The sequence below is a fragment of the Paenibacillus sp. FSL H3-0457 genome, assembly GCF_037981725.1.
Classification (GTDB): Bacteria; Bacillota; Bacilli; order Paenibacillales; family Paenibacillaceae; genus Paenibacillus; species Paenibacillus amylolyticus.
The window spans coordinates 24,696-40,144 of sequence record NZ_CP150283.1; the positions used below are offsets into that span (position 1 = coordinate 24,696).

A 15,449-nucleotide genomic window follows, 5' to 3' on the forward strand; every position below is an offset into this window, starting at 1 on the left:
AAGAGTTAACAGAGTTCGTGCGTGCCACTTACGGAACGCCTTTCTTGACGAGAAGAATCAGCATACTCTTTCCGGATGAGCATTTCCCAGCTGGGAATGGTTCCTTTCGGAAAGAGGTTGACTACAAAGAACAAGTCCTTGATGGTGATGTGTATCTACCATTATATATAGAGTGTGATCAGCATATATAAAAGCCTCATTCTCACGCACAGGCGCAACGCGCACTGTGCTGATGGGCGATTGGCTAACTATGATAGAAAGCGGGCGTATCCATGAAAATCAATCCTGGATTCAGACCGATTCAGAGCGGGATCAGTTCTACTGATTCAGGTTCCAAACCGGTTCAATCCAAAAATTTCTCTGATATGATGAATCACCAGGGGGAACGGGCCTCACAAGCTGAACTGAATCGCCGGTTTAGTGAAATCCAGCTTCAGGGAGATCGCTTGGCACGCTCCATGACGATTCGTGAACTGAAGGCGTATAAGCAACTTGTTAAAAGGTTCCTGGAAGAGACCGTTCGTCGCGGTGTATCCATGAAAGAGACAAGGGGTTGGGATCGTCGTGGCAGAGGTAAGCGGTATAAGCTGATTGATGAAATTGACTCCGCTCTGTTATCCATGGCTGATGAATTGCTGGATACAGAAGAAGGAAAAATCTCTCTATTACAACAAGTAGGCGAAATTCGGGGGATGCTTATTAATTTAAGCTTCTGAGGAGGAAGTATGTCCTTTCAACAAATTATGGGTCAACAAGCGGCCAAGAAAATGTTACAAAGCAGTTTGAGACGTAAGGCAATAAGCCATGCGTATTTGTTTAGCGGTCCAGCTGGTAGCGGGCAACGGAAGACGGCAATTACCTTTGCCAAGGCAATATTCTGTACAGAGCTTGAAGATGACGCTTGTGGGCAGTGTCTTGAATGTCGTAAGGTAGATCATGGTAACCATCCGGATCTAACCATGCTTGCACCAGATGGAAACAACATTAAAATAGATCAAATCCGGGATCTGCAGCGTATCTTTTCATACCGATCAGAGGCAGGCCATCCCAAAGTATATATTATAGAACAAGCCGAGAAAATGACGGTGCAGGCAGCAAACAGTTTGCTCAAATTTCTGGAGGAACCGCAGGTACCAGCAGTCGGCATCCTGATTACAGATAATGGACAGGCCATGTTGCCAACGATCCGCTCACGCTCCCAATTGGTACCGTTCAGCGCACTGAATCCGGAAGAGATGCTGCAATCACTAATTGAGGAAGGGCACCCTGCCAATCTGGCTCGCTCTGCCGTCCATTTAGCGTCAGGATTGGAAGCATGTAGAGAAATTCTCCAGCAGAATTGGTTTGCAGAAATTAGAAACGTAATGTTACAATTAGGGAAGGAGTCCCTGGGTAGAGGAAGTACATCATTGATCTCTGCACAGCAGAAGCTTTTTAAAACCGGACTCTCTGAACACCTGGACATGCTGCTTAGTTTGTTCCATCTATGGTTTAGGGACATGCTGTATGTTCAGTACGATAGGCATGAACATATCGTTTTTATAGATCAGTTAGACATGTTATCTCAGTTGGCACATACCCGCAGCACAGAGCAGTGGGTCTCCTATATGGATATGGCCGCAGCATGCAGAAAAAAATTGCGTTTCAACGTCAATGGCCAGCTTTGTCTGGAGCAATTTTTGATCGGTTTGGCATAAGACTGGGAGAGGGCAAAGTTAGCTCCAATCATATGCAAACGGTTATAACTTCGGCCGGTTCCCTAAGAAGACGGGGCTTCAGACGAAGTGGGGTTGGCTTACAAGGGGGTTAATTTTTTGTACAGTGTAGTGGGTGTCCGTTTCAAAAAAGCGGGCAAAATTTATTACTTCGATCCCCTGGACCTTCCCATTGAGAAAGAAAACTGCGTTATCGTGGAGACAGCGCGGGGGGTTGAGTACGGTAAGGTTGTCGTAGGTAAGAAGGAAGTGGGCGAGTCCGATGTGGTGTTGCCGCTGAAGAAAGTCATCCGCGTTGCGGGCGATACAGATGCCCGTGTGGTTGATGAGAACAAGCGTGCAGCGAAGGAAGCATTCGGTACTTGTTTAAATAAAATCAAAGACCATGGCCTCAAAATGAAGCTGGTCGATGTGGAATTTACGTTTGATCGCAATAAAATTATATTTTATTTTACAGCTGAAGGAAGAGTTGATTTCCGGGAGCTGGTCAAGGATCTGGCAAGCATATTCCGGACACGAATCGAGCTGAGACAGATTGGTGTACGTGATGAAGCGAAGATGCTTGGCGGAATCGGACCTTGCGGCCGTGTGTTGTGTTGTTCTTCCTGGCTGGGAGACTTTGAGCCGGTATCAATCAAGATGGCTAAAGATCAGAGCCTGTCACTGAATCCGACGAAAATTTCAGGGTTGTGCGGAAGACTCATGTGCTGTCTGAAATTTGAGCATGATAACTATGAAAGTGTGAGAGAAGAACTGCCAGCTGTAGGCAAATTGGTCGTCACCTCATTGGGTGAAGGAAAAGTTGTCGGAATTAATGCCGGTAGCCGCACAGTCCATGTTCAACTGTTCGACATCAGTAAAGTCAAAGAACTTCCGCTGGATGACGTCGTTATCAAGTAAACCATAAAGGTTGCTTCGGGGTGGAAACTTGGAAAAGAAAAATCTGTTTACGCACATTCATGAAATGGAAACCCAACTGGGTCAGTTGCACGGTGATTTAGGAGAGTTAAAAATGATTGTGAAGGAGCTGCTTGAGGATAATCAGCGGCTTACCATCGAGAATGAGCAGTTACGCAAACTGCTCAAACGTGAGGCTCCGGCAGATCTGCCGATCTCCTCAGCACTCGCTCCTGTAGCAAGACCAGCAGGTCCGGCTACAGGCGAGGACGTTGTGGGTGAAGGGTATGATAATCTGGCCCGGTTGTATCACGAAGGCTTCCATATCTGCAACGTCTATTATGGACATTTGCGGACGGAAGGCGATTGTCTGTTCTGCCTGTCTTTTTTGAATAAATGAAGTGACCGTAGGGATCCCCTACGGTTTTTTTTCAAGGTTATAAACCTAAACTAAACAAACATGAGATATAGAGTACCGGAGGATGAGCGTAACATATGAAAGCAAATGAAGTTGTGTTACATGAGTCAGAGCGGATTGATGATCTGCTCTCTCATGATCTGAGAATCATTCAAAGTGATGAAGTGTTTAGTTTTTCGATGGATGCCGTATTATTAGCCCGGTTTGCTTCCGTACCTAAACGGGGTCGTGTACTTGATTTGTGTACAGGTAACGGGGTGGTTCCCATTCTGCTTACAACGCGTACGCAGGCTAGTCTGGAAGGGATCGAGATTCAGCCACGTTTGGCTGATATGGCGCGTCGCAGTGTGCAATTAAATGCATTGGATGAATCGATTATGATTCGTGAAGGTGATTTGCGAGAACTGGTGAAAGAAACAGGACATGCTGTATACGATGCAATAACGGTTAATCCTCCATACATGCCCCTGAATGGCAGTGATCTCAAGATGAACACACATCAGGCAATGGCACGTCATGAGATCGGATGTACCCTGGAAGAAGTGATTCAGGCGTGCAGTCGACTTGTACGTAATGGCGGCAAAGTATCGATGGTTCATCGTCCACAGCGCCTTGCAGAGATTATCTCGCTCATGCGCGAATATAAGCTGGAACCAAAACGGATTCGGATGGTACATCCCCGTGCTCATTTGGAAGCCAACATGGTGTTAATTGAAGGAATGAAAGATGGTAAACCGGAAGTTAGGATGCTTCCTCCACTCATTGTCTACAATGAAGAGGGGAAATACTGCGAAGAGATTATGGATATTTACTATGGTCAGCAACATGCTGAGCGTACTACGAAAGGAGGGCTTTAGATGACTTTGCATATTCAAAAAAGCTATGCGGAGCAGCCTGAAGGATCAGGCAAGCTCTATCTGGTTGGAACACCCATTGGTAATCTGGAGGATATGACCTTCCGTGCCATCAAGACATTGCAGAGTTGTGACATCATTGCAGCAGAAGATACACGCCAGACCCGAAAGCTGCTTACCCATTTTGAAATTACACCTTCGATGCTGTTTAGTTATCATGAGCATAATAAGGGGGCGAGTGGACCTGAACTGATACGCTATATAATAGAAGGAAAAAATTTGGCACTCGTCAGCGATGCCGGTTTGCCAGCCATTTCGGACCCTGGTTCTGACCTTGTACAGCTTGCATTGGAAGCCGGAATAACGGTCATTCCCATCCCGGGGCCCAATGCTGCGTTGTCTGCTCTGATCGTGTCCGGATTACCGACGGAGCGTTTTACATTCGGCGGTTTTTTGCCGCGGGAGAAAAAGGACATGCGAAAAGTGCTGGAGGCTTTTGACGAATCCAACGGGACTTTGTTATTTTATGAATCGCCTCACCGTATTCGGAAAACATTAGTCCACCTTGAAGAAATTCTGGGTGATCGCTCGATTGTCCTGGCTCGTGAACTAACCAAGCGTCATGAGGAATTCGCAAGGGGTACTGTGAGGGAATGCATAGACTGGCTTGAAGAACATCCACCTCTTGGCGAGTACTGCTTGCTGGTAGAAGGCATTAAGGAAGAGGAGCGTAAGGCTGAGCGCGAAGCATGGTGGCAGCTCATGTCACTCGCGGATCATGTCAGCCATTATGAGGGTGAAGGACATAACCGCAAAGATGCAATGAAAAAAACGGCTGCCGATCGCGGTCTGGCGAAGCGTGATGTATATAATGCATTAATCGAGTAGTAATCTAACCAAATATCTTCTGTTGTGGGGAACATAACCTGAAAAGAAGCTTATATCCAACCTTAGTGGAATATTAAAAAGAGCAGAGTGGCTAAAAAAAATTCCGAACAAATTTCATCGTTCTCTCCCAGTTCGCGTGTGACAGAATCATTTTGGGTAATGGAACCCATAACAAGGCAAAAAAATACCTTCCGCGGTGGGGTTCACACCGGGAAGGTCATTAAGGAATATTAAAAAGGTTAGAAATAACAATTTAGATAAGTCCAGTATACCTGGTTTTTCTTATTTTGTCACAGGTGCAGGGATTTCGGAAATACATTCGTTACAAACAATTTTACCTTTGAAGTAAGTAACGTTCTCTGCATTACCACAGAAGATACAAGCAGGCTCGTATTTTTTCAACATGATGCGCTCGCCGTCAACGTAGATTTCCAGAGCATCTTTTTCACCAATACCGAGCGTACGGCGCAATTCAATTGGAATAACTACCCGTCCCAGTTCGTCCACTTTTCTTACAATACCTGTTGATTTCATCATTATAATCAGTGCTCCTCTCAGCTAACTATCTTTGTCATTATTCGACATTATTTTATGTTTTATGATACTCATCATACCAACGATTCCCAAATCAGTCAACCTTAAAATTAGCTTAAAATTAAGGCTGTTTTTCACAAGGTTACTGGTGGTAAGGGATTGGAAGCCATTTTTCGCATTTAAACCTCAATGTCAGCTTTGTCGATTTGGAAAACGACAAAACTACTTCATTCGACAAAGTTCGTCATATGGTGTCGAATCTTAGGTGAATCGCAGAGCTCAAAGCGTTAATATAAAAGAAATTAAAGGAGTGAGTCGACATGGAACAACGTTTAACGGAAGAGAAAGTATTCAAAGATCCGGTACATAATTATATCCACGTGCAAGATCCGGTTATATGGCAGTTAATTAACACCCCGGAATTTCAGCGTTTACGCCGGATTCGTCAACTAGGTACTTCTTACCTTACCTTTCACGGAGCAGAGCATAGTCGGTTCTCACATTCACTAGGTGTTTATGAGATCACACGCAAGATCATCTCTCAATTTGAAAGAAGTCATTATTCGGATTGGCCGAAGGAAGAAAAGATTGTAGCACTGTGTGCAGCTCTACTTCATGATCTCGGGCATGGGCCATTCTCTCACTCCATCGAGGAAGCTTTTGACATGAATCACGAAGATTGGACTTGTCGCATTATTACAGGTGATACCGAAGTAGGGGCGATCTTAAGACGGTATGCTCCTGATTTTCCTGAGAAAGTAGCGTCTGTCATTCAAAAAACGTATGAAAAGCCGATTGTGGTGAACTTGGTGACCAGTCCGCTTGATGCAGACCGAATGGATTATTTGCTCAGGGATGCCTATTTTACAGGTGTAAATTACGGCACGATTGACCTTGATCGTATCCTTCGGATGCTGCGTCCTTATCATGGGCGGATTGTAGTCAAGGAGTCAGGCATGCATGCTGTGGAGGATTACCTAATGTCTCGGTATCAGATGTATTGGCAGATTTATTTCCATCCGGTAACTCGTAGTTCTGAAATTATATTGCGGCAAATATTCAAGCGAGCGAAAACACTCCTACAACATGGTTTTCAATTCCGCTTCATGATTGATCCACTCCCTCAACTATTTGAAGGAGAATTATCCGTGGATGAATATTTGCAGTTGGATGAAGCATTAATCCAGACGGCATTTACGCAGTGGCGCAAGGAGGACGATACTGTTCTGAGTGAGTTATGCGAACGTTTTATGGATCGCAAGTTATATAAGTATGTAGAGCTTGAACAGGTCGACTTGACAATGATGGAAGAGATTCGGGAAGCTTTTGTACAGGCTGGCCTCGATCCCGAATATGATCTTGAAATTGATTTTCCTTCGGATAATCCGTATGATGTGTTTCGTCCGGATGAATCCACAGATAAGCAGATTCTTCTTCTGGATCGACAGGACAATTTACGTGAGTTGTCAGAAGTATCTGACATTGTCCGTTCCATCAGTGGGCTTCACCGAGGGAAACATCATTTGTATTACCCGCAAAACAAGGTGGATGCGATTATTCACGAATTACCGTCACATATACGCCCCTATTTCTTGTAATCGTGTGAGTATAATCCGATGAAGAATTTCGATATCAAAACACTTTCTAAAAGAGCTATTTTTCATGATACAGTAATCTGCTTTAATGGGGAGTATATGTAGATCGACATAATTTTGTAAATGGAAGCAGGCAGAATGAGTACAATCAGCAATATATAGATCAGAATATCCGTATATCTTCTATATATTGTAGTTGTGAAGAAACAAACGTAATGATGTAATACACAGATTACCCAAAATGTTTTATGTATGAGTCATTAAATTATTGAATTTTACAAATTGGATTTTGAAAAAGAAGATAGTCGTTATTTCGACATGAAGGGAGATACAGACATGATGCTGTTCGACACACATACACATCTGGATGCACCACAATTCGACGAGGACCGCGAGGACATGATTCAGCGTGCTGTAGATGCAGGAGTTGGTCGCATGATCAACATTGGTTTTAACCGGGAGACGATTCCAACCACAATGAAACTCGCCGAAACATATGACTTTATATATGCAGCTGTAGGGTGGCATCCCGTAGATGCGATCACAATGCAGGAGGGCGATTTGGAGTGGATTGCATCTTTATGCAAGCATGAAAAAGTGGTTGCGATCGGTGAGATTGGATTGGATTATCACTGGGATACTTCACCAAAAGAAATACAGCATCGCGTATTACGACAACAAATTGCTTTGGCGCGTGAAGTGAACATGCCAATTGTCATCCATAATCGGGATGCACATGAGGATATCATAAGAATTTTGCGTGAAGAGAAGGCGGGAGAAGTTGGTGGTGTGATGCACTCGTTCTCGGGCAGTTGGGAAACAGCAAAAAGTTGCCTCGATATGGGCTTCCATCTCTCCTTCGGAGGACCGATCACATTCAAAAATGCAAAGCAACCCAAAGAGGTGCTGGAGAAGGTTCCTATGGACCGGTTTTTCATTGAAACAGATGCTCCATATTTGACACCGCACCCTTATCGTGGGAAGCGAAATGAGACAGCGCATGTACGTCTGGTTGCAGAGGCAGCTGCGGAAATTAAAGGCATTTCGGTGGAGGAAATTGCTGCAATAACAACCAAAAATGCCATGGAACGATTTGGGATTCGTTAAAAAAACGAGCAAATGAGGTGAAAAAGGCAGGTAAGCGGAGGTAATTTGCCCTTTGATCCAAATAAATCAAGAATATTACAATATTTTAACCAAATATTCAGAAAAACGTACTTGATCAACGCTTTACAACATGCATCAAAACAGGATATCATCTTTTCAGTGAATTGTTGTGCGGAAAATTGGACAGATGTTCGGGGGATGAACAAAGGGACACTTTCCGATGAAACAACATTACTTTCATGAATCAGTCTCGCTGAGTCTCCGTTAACGGAGAGCGGGGGAACCAATAGGGCTTAAACATCGGTGTATTTGGCCGATGCGCAACGTTCGCTGACCCAAAAGCAGCGAAGGGAACTGCGAAGCCGTATTTGATTTCTTCTTTGGGTCTCGGGGTGAATTCAAGGGCGTCCGCCATGAGCGGGTGACCCAAGATAGGGCGGCTCTCTTTCGCCCGAACCCGACAGCTAACCTCGCAAGCGGAAAAAGAGAGGCAACCTCGTGCATGAATTTCCGATATTCAAAATCATTCGGAAGCCACGAAAGAGTTCCTCTTACACTCTTTCTTTGGCTTTTTTGTTTTTGAATAAAAGAAATATTGTCATCATACGGTAGGTATTCAGGAGGATGACATCATGTTGCGAAGATTGATTCATGGTGCAGAACCGGATTATGTTGGTCCAATCTGTGTTCTGTAGAAAATTTGGTATAGTCACGTCAAAGACATCATGCATTACTTTAGACGGCGAGGCTATGAAGGAGGACGGAGAAGTGGGCACATTCCAACCAGAAGAGACCCATGAGTCACGATCATCCAGTAAGTCTTTCGCGTTGCGGTGGAAGCATGAGAACATGCGTCAAATGGCATTGATCGCGATTTTCTCAATTGCGCTTACAATCATGATCTTGTTAGTCGTTTACGGTCAGGCCGGGAAACAAATTTCACTGGTTATTGATGGCAAAGCTCAGGTGGTAGAGACTCGTACAGGAATGCTTCAGGAAATGCTGGAGGAGCAGTCGATCACAGTCAGCCCTCACGATAAGGTATCCATGTCCATGAATGGGGCGTTAACAGATGGAGACCGAATCGTTATTGAGCGGGCCGTTCCAGTTAACATTACGGCAGACGGAGACACCAAGACTCTGTATACAACCGATTCATCGGTAGAAGATGCAATTCAAAAATCAGGTATTCAAGTTGAAAGTAATGATAAAGTGTATCCGGCGCTTGGAACTACTATCAAAGCGGAGATGAAGATCCGTGTAGTGCGCGTAACAAAGCGTACAGTGGATGTAGAGCAACCGATCGCTTACAAAGTCATTAAAACGGCTGACCCTAGCTTGTACAAAGGGGATAACCGTGTCGTTGTGAACGGCAAAGAAGGCACAATTGTGCAGCATATCGAAAAGGTATTTCAGGATGGAGAATTGGTCTCCAAAAAAATGGTCGGCAAATCTGTCGCGAATAATCGTGTAGATAAAGTGATCGCTGTCGGCACCAAAGCAAAACCGGTCGTGAAAGAACCTGAGATTCAGACCGTATCGGCTCAAACGTCAACAACCAAAAAGGCTACAACAACGAACTCGAATAAAACATCTGCCTCGGGCAGCAAAGTGATTACCGTATCCGGGACTTCTTTTAAATACTCCAAAGTACTTAAAAATGTATCCATGACTGCCTACTCTTCCGAAGAGCCTGGCATTGGAACTAAAACAGCTTCCGGTACTCGTGTAACGGAAGGACGCACCATTGCGGTTGATCCCAAAGTCATTCCAATTGGCTGGTGGGTATATATCGAAGGTCTGGGATTCCGTCGTGCGGAAGATACAGGCGGTGCCATTAAAGGCAACAAAATTGATGTGTATTATGACAGTGTGAAGCATGCCCTGAATTTTGGACGTAAGAAAGGCAAGACGGTCTACGTGATCGGTCCGGTGAAGCCGGAAGCGAACTAAAATCGTTTTACTTTGAAATGGGAATGCTATAAAATAGTTGCATGAATGATTCATGCGGAATATGCGGCGGAGGAGTCTGAATTCAGTCTCCCCCGCCGTTTGGCAGAGAAGAGGATATTCCTCTTCTTTTTGCGTTAGAAAGGAAGAAATGGAACATGATAAAAGAAGTCATTGTGGTGGAAGGCCGTGACGATACGGTAGCTATCCGTCGGGCCGTGGAAGCCGATACCATAGAAACAGGTGGATCAGCAATCAACCAACGCATTCTGAAGCGGATTGCGCTTGCTCAGGAGAGACGGGGAGTCATTGTACTGACAGATCCGGATCATGCTGGCGAACGCATTCGAAAAATTATTGCGAACAAGGTGCCAGGCTGCAAACATGCCTTCATTCCGGAAGCCGATGCAACGCGCAAAGGGGACATTGGGGTGGAGAATGCCTCACCAGAGGCGATCCGTCATGCTCTGGCGCGCGTACATACTTCATACGAAGGTGCTCCGAGCCTGATCGATTGGGAGGACCTGATCGCGGCAGGACTTATTGTGCATCCGCAGGCTGCTGCACGTCGCATGGAGATGGGCAATCTGCTGGGCATCGGATATTGTAACGGAAAGCAGTTCCACAAACGTCTCAGTGTATTTCAGATTACACGGGAAGAATTCTCTACAGCATTAGCGCAAATTGAACGTGAAGGATTGTGAGCATATGAAGAACATGGAAGAGACGATTGAAATTGCAACGCCCAAGCGTACGAAAGAGATTATTCAAAGACACGGATTCTCATTTAAGAAAAGTCTGGGTCAGAACTTTCTGATCGATCAAAATATACTGAACAAAATTGTTAATGCAGCCGATCTGGACGAGTCTAAGGGCGCACTGGAGATCGGGCCGGGTATTGGAGCCCTCACGGAGCGACTGGCTCGGGTAGCCGGTCCCGTCACAGCCGTAGAGATTGACCAGCGTTTAATCCCAATCCTGGGAGAAGTGATGCAGCCTTATTCAAATGTACGTGTACATCATGGGGATGTGTTGAAGCTTGATCTGGCTGAGTTGTTTAATACGGATTTTGCATCCGTGGACAAAGTCAGTGTTGTGGCTAACCTGCCTTATTATGTAACGACTCCAATCATGATGAAACTTTTGGAAGAGAAACTGCCGGTAGACAGCATTGTTGTCATGATCCAAAAAGAAGTGGCTGAACGCATGGCTGCTGCACCTGGATCAAAAGACTATGGCAGTCTGAGCATCGCAGTTCAGTACTACAGTATGCCGGAACTTGTGTGTATTGTGCCTCCTACGGTCTTCATTCCGCAACCTAATGTGGAATCAGCTGTCATTAAGCTGAAAGTGCGTGAGCAGCCGCCAGTGGAGATTCCGGATGAATCACACTACTTCGAAGTGGTACAGGCTTCTTTTGCCCAGCGGAGAAAAACAATCTCAAACAACTTGAAGGCACGTTTCTTCACAAAGGAGAACCGGGAACAGGCAGACATTCTGCTGGAGCAGGCAGGTATTCAACCGTCCCGGCGTGGAGAGACATTGAGTCTGCAAGAGTATGCCACACTCAGCACCGTAATGTGGGAAGCAGGGGTACGTGCAGCGCTGTAAAATTTGAATGAACCAAACCGGGTCTCTGCCCATACGATGGGGTAGAGGTGATTACGTTGATGAATATCGGAGACTTGGTCGTTCGGAAGTCATACGGCGGCGATGTGACTTTTCGGGTGGAAGGCCTCCAGTTGGATGCTGCGGTCATTAAAGGGACTGAGTTCCGGCTGATTGCCGATTCCCCGGTGGACGATTTGATACAGGTTCCCTACGAACCACAAAGCGCCAAGACCAGACAGGCGCATATTAAAGCACATCAGACCCTGTCCCGTCTGCAGCAGAATCGTATGGAACAGGCTGAGCGGAATCGTGAAGGTCTGGTACAGGATTGGTCTGCCCAGCAGGAACCGGCTTATTTTGAAATGCCTGGAAAGGTGCTTCATCTGGATGGAGATCCGAACTATTTGAAAAAAAGTATGGATCTCTATGAGCAACTTCGTGTACCCGCAGAGGGACAGTATGTCCATGAATCGGCAATGGCAGATACCTTATACCGCTTATTACCCAAAGTACGTCCGGATATCGTAGTTATTACGGGTCATGATGGGGTGTTAAAGACACGTCAGCCCTATGACTTATATAGTCTTGGTAGCTACAAGAACTCGCAAAATTTCGTATCGGCCATTCAGGTGGCCAGACAATATGAACGCCATCTGGACGCCCTCACTATTGTTGCAGGGGCCTGTCAGTCCCATTTTGAGGCACTGCTGCGCGCTGGAGCAAACTTTGCCAGTTCCCCAGGCAGAATTCTCATTCATGCACTTGATCCGGTCTATGTGGCAGCCAAGGCCTCCTTTACTTCTGTGCGCGATACGGTCAACATGAGTGATGTTCTGCACAATACCATCAGTGGCAGCCAGGGTGTGGGTGGTGTCGAGACACGGGGGAGTTACCGGGTAGGTCTGCCTGGGCTGAATGATTTATCTACGCTAAAAGTGAACCCGTCGGCAGTCTGATGTAGGCCATTTAAAGTCCCAATTTGGGGCTTTTTTTGTTTGCAAAAAAATTCATTGACAACAACTTTTTGATGCTGATATAATAATTAGTTTTGATTTGACAATGACTGTAAAATCCGGTATAATGGACAAGAAAAGAGGTGGTCGTCGACAATGGCTAAAAACACGCTGTTGGATATCAAACGCAATCTCGATGCACATATTGGTCAGAAAATTATGTTGCGGGCTAATGGTGGCCGCCGTAAGACCATTGAGCGTACGGGTGTATTGGAAGAAACGTACCCTTCTGTTTTTATTGTTAAGCTTGATGAGGAGCAAGAAACCTTCAAGCGAGTATCTTATAGTTATGCGGATATACTTACGGAATCGGTGGAAGTCATGGTTTATGACCCGGGCAGCCAGACGCATAGCTCCTATATGGAGACGTAAGTATCGATTTACAGGCGATTCGCCCCACAAGGCGGATCGCTTTTTTGTTTTCTTTAAACACCAATTCTCCCTCTAACGTAACCCATACATACTCAGGAATGAGCGAGGAACGGTCGCGGCATACTATATGGACAGGTGAAGGGACAGTTTCTTAAGCAATGCAGGAAACTGAATATGGCCTGGTGACAAAATGTTAAAAACGTGAACGAACAACGAACTCATCACATTATGAAGGATACTTTGGAGGAGGATGGTTCATGAGTCGCAGAAGAAGAAGTGTCATGTCAGAGGATCTGAAGAATGAGCTCGCGAAAGACCTGGGCTTCTATGATACGGTGCAACAGGAAGGTTGGGGCGGAATTAAAGCCAAGGATGCAGGAAACATGGTGAAAAGAGCCATTCAACTTGCTGAGCAGGCTGCCCGCAAATCTTAATCCGGTTCAAGCAGACTGAAAAGCGGGGAAATCCGTCAGGAATAACCCCGCTTTTTCCCCTTAGATGCGGAATACAAATGACTTGACAGCCCCATTTTGATATAATATGTTAAGTTGTCTTAGGGAAAAGGTGAGGACGGGTGAACGCCTTGAAAATTTACGAAAAAGCGCCTGCTAAAATTAATTTGATGCTGGACGTTTTACATAAAAGAAGCGATGGATTCCATGAAGTTGAAATGATCATGACCATGGTCGATCTAGCTGATCGGCTGGAAATGTCGGAGCTGCCGCGAGATACTATTTTCATCTCCAGTCAGGCAGGTTATATCCCGCTCGACGAGAAGAATCTGGCTTTCCAGGCAGCCAGACTCATTAAGGAGCGCTATAACGTGCGTACGGGCGTCCATATTCATCTGGATAAAAAGATTCCAGTTGCAGCTGGTCTTGCCGGCGGCAGCAGTGATGCAGCAGCAACGCTGCGTGGATTGAACCGTCTGTGGCGGTTGAATATACCGGATCACGAACTGCAGGAGCTTGGAGCTGAACTCGGGTCGGATGTTCCATTCTGTATCACAGGAGGGACTGCACTCGCTACAGGCCGTGGTGAGAAGTTAACTCCCATTCCTAATCCGCCGCAATGCTGGGTAATTCTGGCCAAGCCTCCGATTAATGTGTCTACAGCCGATGTGTACGGAAGGTTCCGCAGTGACAAGATTGTTCGTCATCCGAGTGCAGCTAAAATGGAGCAGGCTATTCGCAATCAATCATTTACGGAAGTCTGTGACCAGATGGGCAATGTGCTTGAAGATGTAACGTTGAAGCTGTATCCGGAAGTTCAGCATCTGAAGGATGCCATGATTCGATTGGGTGCAGACGGCGTGTTAATGTCTGGTAGCGGTCCAACGGTATTTGGTCTGGTTTCCAAAGAATCCAAGGTTGCCCGGATATACAATGGTCTGCGTGGGTTCTGTAAAGAAGTGTATGCTGTACGTATGTTAACGTAAAATTCGCTTTTATAATGTACAAACACGTATAAAGGTGTTATATTCTTAAATAATTATTCGGATTTGGATGTTTCCGTGATCGTGAGGATGGATCTCTGTGAAGAAGTTAAAACGAAGCGCAAGGCTGGTTGAAATGACGCAATACTTATTGTCCAGACCGCATACGGTTATTCCGTTGACCACATTTGCCGAACGTTATGGTGCCGCAAAGTCTTCAATTAGTGAAGATTTGGCGATTATCAAGGAAGTGTTCGAAGAAGGTGGGTCAGGAGAACTGCATACACTGGCTGGAGCAGCCGGGGGAGTAAGATGGATTCCGAAGGTATCCCGAGAACTGGCATTGGCATTTGCGGAGCGGCTCTCGACCCAGCTCGCGCAACCTGATCGGATCTTGCCTGGAGAATACCTGTACATGTCCGACTTGCTTGGTCAGCCCGCATTGATGAATGAAGCCGGCAAGATTTTTGCAACGGCCTTTGGCAATATGAATATTGATGTGGTTATGACGGTAGAAACCAAAGGAATTCCACTGGCTTATGCGACCGGTGCTCAGCTCAACCTGCCTGTCGTGCTCGTACGCAGGGACCATCAGGCTACAGAAGGATCGGCCGTAAGTATCAATTATGTATCCGGGTCCCACAAAAGTCTGCATACCATGTCCCTGTCCCGCAGGGCGATGCGTGAGCATTCCAGGGTACTTATTGTGGATGACTTCATGAAGGCCGGGGGTACGGTGCAAGGAATGATCGATCTTTTGGCCGAGTTTAATGCTACAGTAGCCGGGGTAGGGGTACTGGTGGAATCTGGTTCTGTAGATTCAGAAGAACGCCTGTTAACAGATTACGTATCTCTGGCGAAACTGACAGCGGTTGATGCCAAGAGCAGACAGATTTCCGTCAAGCCTGGCAACTATTTTGACCTGTAGAAAGATGACGAATGTTATGTCGTTAAAAGGTCTTTTCCATCGACCTGGCACTAACGTTGTCGAATTGTGTATTAAATAAAAAAATTCCTGAAATTAGGAAATTTTTGTGGTTATAAAAAGAAGGAGTTCGTA

General features: G+C 45.7%; 17 protein-coding genes and 1 riboswitch. Of the genes, 16 read left to right on the forward strand and 1 reads right to left on the reverse strand.

Going from position 1 to position 15,449, the window contains the following annotated elements:
- Positions 1–272: 272 nt before the first annotated feature.
- From MHH25_RS00105 to rsmI, 6 genes are all read left to right on the forward strand, one after another.
- A complete protein-coding gene (locus tag MHH25_RS00105; RefSeq protein ID WP_017691389.1) occupies positions 273–716 on the forward strand; it encodes a YaaR family protein in 444 nt (147 codons plus the stop codon).
- A gap of 9 nt (positions 717–725) precedes the next feature.
- Positions 726–1,697 (forward strand): DNA polymerase III subunit delta', encoded by a 972-nt coding sequence (holB, locus tag MHH25_RS00110; protein WP_036606132.1) that lies wholly within the window; start codon positions 726–728, stop codon positions 1,695–1,697.
- Positions 1,698–1,814: 117 nt separating this feature from the next.
- Entirely contained in the window at positions 1,815–2,615 is an 801-nt protein-coding gene (locus MHH25_RS00115; protein WP_017691387.1) for a stage 0 sporulation family protein, read from the forward strand.
- 28 nt (positions 2,616–2,643) lie between these two features.
- Positions 2,644–3,012: a DNA replication initiation control protein YabA gene (gene yabA / locus MHH25_RS00120; protein ID WP_017691386.1), complete on the forward strand. Its 369-nt coding sequence runs from the start codon at positions 2,644–2,646 to the stop codon at positions 3,010–3,012.
- Between the two features lie 95 nt (positions 3,013–3,107).
- Positions 3,108–3,887, forward strand: coding sequence for a tRNA1(Val) (adenine(37)-N6)-methyltransferase (locus MHH25_RS00125; RefSeq protein WP_074092913.1), 780 nt, complete (start codon positions 3,108–3,110; stop codon positions 3,885–3,887).
- Positions 3,888–4,772, forward strand: coding sequence for a 16S rRNA (cytidine(1402)-2'-O)-methyltransferase (gene rsmI / locus MHH25_RS00130; RefSeq protein WP_036668474.1), 885 nt, complete (start codon positions 3,888–3,890; stop codon positions 4,770–4,772). It abuts the gene before it with no gap.
- Between the two features lie 282 nt (positions 4,773–5,054).
- Here the strand turns inward: rsmI and MHH25_RS00135 are convergent, their stop codons facing one another.
- Entirely contained in the window at positions 5,055–5,309 is a 255-nt protein-coding gene (locus tag MHH25_RS00135; RefSeq protein ID WP_024633700.1) for an AbrB/MazE/SpoVT family DNA-binding domain-containing protein, read from the reverse strand.
- A gap of 317 nt (positions 5,310–5,626) precedes the next feature.
- On the opposite strand from MHH25_RS00135, the gene MHH25_RS00140 reads away from it, so the two are divergent.
- From MHH25_RS00140 to purR, 10 genes are all read left to right on the forward strand, one after another.
- Positions 5,627–6,904, forward strand: a complete 1,278-nt coding sequence (locus tag MHH25_RS00140) for an HD domain-containing protein (protein WP_036606129.1) — start codon at positions 5,627–5,629, stop codon at positions 6,902–6,904.
- A gap of 333 nt (positions 6,905–7,237) precedes the next feature.
- The gene (locus MHH25_RS00145) at positions 7,238–8,008 is read left to right on the forward strand and encodes a TatD family hydrolase (RefSeq protein WP_179087975.1); all 771 of its coding nucleotides are present in this window, start codon (positions 7,238–7,240) and stop codon (positions 8,006–8,008) included.
- A gap of 241 nt (positions 8,009–8,249) precedes the next feature.
- Positions 8,250–8,503, forward strand: a riboswitch (cyclic di-AMP (ydaO/yuaA leader).
- Positions 8,504–8,776: 273 nt separating this feature from the next.
- Positions 8,777–9,961, forward strand: coding sequence for a ubiquitin-like domain-containing protein (locus MHH25_RS00150; protein ID WP_340018841.1), 1,185 nt, complete (start codon positions 8,777–8,779; stop codon positions 9,959–9,961).
- A 155-nt stretch (positions 9,962–10,116) separates the two neighbouring features.
- A complete protein-coding gene (rnmV, locus tag MHH25_RS00155) occupies positions 10,117–10,662 on the forward strand; it encodes a ribonuclease M5 (RefSeq protein WP_017691379.1) in 546 nt (181 codons plus the stop codon).
- A 4-nt stretch (positions 10,663–10,666) separates the two neighbouring features.
- The gene (gene rsmA, locus MHH25_RS00160; protein ID WP_340018842.1) at positions 10,667–11,569 is read left to right on the forward strand and encodes a 16S rRNA (adenine(1518)-N(6)/adenine(1519)-N(6))-dimethyltransferase RsmA; all 903 of its coding nucleotides are present in this window, start codon (positions 10,667–10,669) and stop codon (positions 11,567–11,569) included.
- Between the two features lie 59 nt (positions 11,570–11,628).
- A complete protein-coding gene (yabG, locus tag MHH25_RS00165) occupies positions 11,629–12,525 on the forward strand; it encodes a sporulation peptidase YabG (RefSeq protein WP_017691377.1) in 897 nt (298 codons plus the stop codon).
- 153 nt (positions 12,526–12,678) lie between these two features.
- Positions 12,679–12,954, forward strand: a complete 276-nt coding sequence (locus MHH25_RS00170; protein ID WP_017691376.1) for a Veg family protein — start codon at positions 12,679–12,681, stop codon at positions 12,952–12,954.
- A gap of 257 nt (positions 12,955–13,211) precedes the next feature.
- Complete coding sequence (locus tag MHH25_RS00175) at positions 13,212–13,388, forward strand: small, acid-soluble spore protein, alpha/beta type (protein ID WP_017691375.1); 177 nt, start codon at positions 13,212–13,214, stop codon at positions 13,386–13,388.
- A 149-nt stretch (positions 13,389–13,537) separates the two neighbouring features.
- Positions 13,538–14,392, forward strand: a complete 855-nt coding sequence (ispE, locus tag MHH25_RS00180; protein ID WP_339196306.1) for a 4-(cytidine 5'-diphospho)-2-C-methyl-D-erythritol kinase — start codon at positions 13,538–13,540, stop codon at positions 14,390–14,392.
- 97 nt (positions 14,393–14,489) lie between these two features.
- Positions 14,490–15,317 (forward strand): pur operon repressor, encoded by an 828-nt coding sequence (gene purR, locus MHH25_RS00185; RefSeq protein WP_017691373.1) that lies wholly within the window; start codon positions 14,490–14,492, stop codon positions 15,315–15,317.
- Positions 15,318–15,449: the final 132 nt, after the last annotated feature.

Coding starts and splice junctions, on each gene's coding strand:
- MHH25_RS00105 (WP_017691389.1), top strand. CDS start 273: ATGAAAATCAATCCTGGATTCAGACCGATTCAGAGCGGGATCAGTTCT.
- holB (WP_036606132.1), top strand. CDS start 726: ATGTCCTTTCAACAAATTATGGGTCAACAAGCGGCCAAGAAAATGTTA.
- MHH25_RS00125 (WP_074092913.1), top strand. CDS start 3,108: ATGAAAGCAAATGAAGTTGTGTTACATGAGTCAGAGCGGATTGATGAT.
- rsmI (WP_036668474.1), top strand. CDS start 3,888: ATGACTTTGCATATTCAAAAAAGCTATGCGGAGCAGCCTGAAGGATCA.
- MHH25_RS00135 (WP_024633700.1), bottom strand. CDS start 5,309: ATGATGAAATCAACAGGTATTGTAAGAAAAGTGGACGAACTGGGACGG.
- MHH25_RS00140 (WP_036606129.1), top strand. CDS start 5,627: ATGGAACAACGTTTAACGGAAGAGAAAGTATTCAAAGATCCGGTACAT.
- MHH25_RS00145 (WP_179087975.1), top strand. CDS start 7,238: ATGATGCTGTTCGACACACATACACATCTGGATGCACCACAATTCGAC.
- rnmV (WP_017691379.1), top strand. CDS start 10,117: ATGATAAAAGAAGTCATTGTGGTGGAAGGCCGTGACGATACGGTAGCT.
- rsmA (WP_340018842.1), top strand. CDS start 10,667: ATGAAGAACATGGAAGAGACGATTGAAATTGCAACGCCCAAGCGTACG.
- yabG (WP_017691377.1), top strand. CDS start 11,629: ATGAATATCGGAGACTTGGTCGTTCGGAAGTCATACGGCGGCGATGTG.
- MHH25_RS00170 (WP_017691376.1), top strand. CDS start 12,679: ATGGCTAAAAACACGCTGTTGGATATCAAACGCAATCTCGATGCACAT.
- MHH25_RS00175 (WP_017691375.1), top strand. CDS start 13,212: ATGAGTCGCAGAAGAAGAAGTGTCATGTCAGAGGATCTGAAGAATGAG.